Source organism: Burkholderia sp. Ac-20345 (assembly GCF_017104825.1).
Taxonomy (GTDB): domain Bacteria; phylum Pseudomonadota; class Gammaproteobacteria; order Burkholderiales; family Burkholderiaceae; genus Burkholderia; species Burkholderia lata_B.
Window position 1 is genome coordinate 1 of sequence record NZ_JAAGPO010000435.1, and the last position, 2,775, is coordinate 2,775.

The following is a 2,775-nucleotide window of genomic DNA, read 5'->3' on the forward strand; positions in this document are numbered from 1 at the left end:
TGTAACCGACTGTAACGCACGAAAATACGCGGCCGTGCGTCAATTCCCATTCGCGATAAGATGCCGATCATGGAAACGAAAAACCCCTCCAAGATTCTCGTCGTCGACGACGACCCGCGCCTGCGCGCGTGCAGCCCGGCGTGCGCAACCTGGCCATCTCGCAAGCAGCCGCGCCATACGGCCTCTACTACGCCCCCGATCCGTCGTCGCAGATCGCCTGCTCGATCGGCGGCAACGTCGCCGAGAACGCGGGCGGCGTGCATTGCCTGAAATACGGCCTCACGGTGCACAACATCCTGAAGGTCGAGATCCTGACGATCGACGGTGACACGCTCACGCTCGGCGCCGATGCGCTCGATGCACCCGGCTTCGACCTGCTCGCGCTGTTCACCGGCTCCGAAGGGATGCTCGGCATCGTCACCGACGTCACCGTGAAGCTGCTGCCGAAGCCGTCAAGCGTGAAGGTGCTGATGGCGAGCTTCGACGATGTCGCGGAAGCCGGCGCCGCGGTCGCGCGAATCATCGGCGCGGGCGTGATCCCCGGCGGCCTCGAGATGATGGACAACCTCGCGATCCGCGCGGCCGAGGATTTCATTCACGCGGGCTACCCCGTCGACGCACAGGCGATCCTGCTGTGCGAGCTCGACGGCTCGCCGACCGACGTCGACGAAGACGCCGAACGCGTCGCCACGTTGCTGCGCGACGCGGGCGCAACCGAGATCCGCGTCGCGCGCGACGAAGCCGAGCGCCAGCGCTTCTGGGCCGGCCGCAAGAACGCATTCCCCGCGGTCGGCCGCATGTCGCCCGACTACTACTGCATGGATGGCACGATCCCGCGCCGCGAGCTGCCGCGCGTGCTCGAAGGCATCGCCGCGCTGTCCGCCGAATACGGGCTGCCGGTCGCGAACGTGTTTCACGCGGGCGACGGCAACATGCATCCGCTGATCCTGTTCGATGCGAACCGGCCCGGTGAACTCGACCGTGCGGAAGCGCTCGGCGGAAAGATCCTCGAGCTGTGCGTCGCGGCGGGCGGCAGCATCACCGGCGAGCACGGCGTCGGGCGCGAGAAGATCAACCAGATGTGCGTGCAGTTCAACGCCGACGAGATCACGTTCTTCCACGCGGTGAAGGCCGCGTTCGATCCGCAGGGCCTGCTCAATCCCGGCAAGAACATCCCGACGCTGCACCGCTGCGCCGAATTCGGCGCGATGCACGTCCATCACGGCAAGCTGCCGTTTCCCGAACTGGAGCGCTTCTGATGCGACGCGATATCGAATCGATCGACGACAGCGCGGCGCTCGTCGCGCAGGTCGACGCGGCGATCCACGACCGCCAGCCGCTGCACATCCGCGGCGCCGGCACGAAGGCGTTCCTCGGCCGCCCCGTCGAAGGCCGCACGCTCGACGTGCGCACGCATCGCGGCGTCGTGTCGTACGACCCGACCGAACTCGTCGTCACCGCGCGCGCGGGCACGCCGCTCGCCGATCTCGAAGCGATGCTCGACGCGGCCGGCCAGATGCTGCCGTGCGAGCCGCCGACGTTCGGCGGCGCGGCAACGGTCGGCGGCATGTTCGCGGCGGCGCTGTCGGGCCCGCGCCGCCCGTGGGCCGGCGCGGTGCGCGACTTCGTGCTCGGCTGCCGCGTGATTACCGGTCACGCGAAACACCTGCGCTTCGGCGGCGAGGTGATGAAGAACGTCGCGGGCTACGACGTGTCGCGGCTGCTCGCGGGCAGCTTCGGCTGTCTCGGCGTCGTGACCGAGGTGTCGCTGAAGGTGCTGCCGAAGCCGCGTGCGACAGGCGATCTCGCATTGCCGCTTGCCGTGGACGAAGCCGTGCAGCGCGTCGCCGCGTGGCGTCGCGCGGGGCTGCCGCTCGCGGGCGCATGCCACACGGACGGCGTGCTGCGCGTGCGGATCGAAGGCGGCGAGGGCTCGGTGAAGGCCGCGCGCGACACGATCGGCGGCGAGCGCATGGACGACCGCGACGATGCGTTCTGGGCACGGCTGCGCGACCTCGCGCTGCCGTTCTTCGACGATCCGCGCCCGCTGTGGCGCGTATCGGTGCCGGCCGCCGCGCCGCTCGACGCATTGCCCGGCGCGCTGCTTGCCGACTGGGGTGGCGCGCAGCGCTGGCTGAAGAGCGATGCCGCACCGGCCGATGTGCAGCGGCTCGCCGCGCAATGGGGCGGCCACGCGACCTGCTTCACGCCGGGCGTAACGCGCGAGCCGTTCCAGCCGCTGCCGCCCGCGCTGCTGCGCGTGCACCGGCAGCTCAAGGCGCAGCTCGACCCGCACGCGATTTTCAATCCCGGCCGCCTGTACGCCGACTTCTGACGCGAACCCGATCCCGACCCGCCGATGCAAACCAATCTCAGCGAAGCAAGCAAGGCCCTCGCCCGGGCCGACGAAGCGGAAGCGATCCTGCGCGCATGCGTGCACTGCGGCTTCTGCAATGCGACCTGCCCGACCTACCAGGTGCTCGGCAACGAGCTCGACGGGCCGCGCGGGCGCATCTACCTGATCAAGCAGCTGCTCGAAGGCGAGCCGTGCGGCGAACGCACGCAGCAGCATCTCGACCGCTGCCTGACGTGCCGCAACTGCGAGACGACCTGCCCGTCCGGCGTGCGCTATCACACGCTGCTCGACATCGCCCGCGCGACGCTCAGAGCGCCTTGACGATCGCGCCGTCGACGCGAATGTTTTGCCCGGTGATGTAGCCCGCGCCGTCGGACAGCAGGAACGCGACCGTCTTCGCGATTTCACCGGTCTTGCCG

Annotated in this window: 2 protein-coding genes and 2 pseudogenes; 3 read left to right on the plus strand and 1 reads right to left on the minus strand. The window is 69.4% G+C overall.

All coding sequences use genetic code 11. The annotated features are described in order from the left end of the window. Positions 1-122 precede the first annotated feature (122 nt). The 3 genes and pseudogenes from G3O06_RS47680 to G3O06_RS47690 all read left to right on the plus strand — a co-directional run. A pseudogene (locus tag G3O06_RS47680) lies at positions 123-1,259 on the plus strand (FAD-linked oxidase C-terminal domain-containing protein); the annotation flags it as partial. Continuing rightward, positions 1,259-2,335: a glycolate oxidase subunit GlcE gene (glcE, locus tag G3O06_RS47685; protein WP_205820269.1), complete on the plus strand. Its 1,077-nt coding sequence runs from the start codon at positions 1,259-1,261 to the stop codon at positions 2,333-2,335. The pseudogene G3O06_RS47680 and the gene glcE, both read left to right, overlap by 1 nt. Positions 2,336-2,359: 24 nt before the next feature. Then, positions 2,360-2,659 (plus strand): annotated as a pseudogene (locus G3O06_RS47690) (4Fe-4S dicluster domain-containing protein); the annotation flags it as partial. Positions 2,660-2,663: 4 nt separating this feature from the next. Here G3O06_RS47690 and G3O06_RS47695 read toward each other — a convergent pair. Next, the coding region (locus G3O06_RS47695) for an SDR family oxidoreductase (RefSeq protein WP_205820271.1) at positions 2,664-2,775 on the minus strand (112 nt) is incomplete at its 5' end.

Bases quoted from the DNA above. Each gene is read 5' to 3' on its own strand.
- glcE (WP_205820269.1), top strand. From the start codon at position 1,259: ATGCGACGCGATATCGAATCGATCGACGACAGCGCGGCGCTCGTCGCG.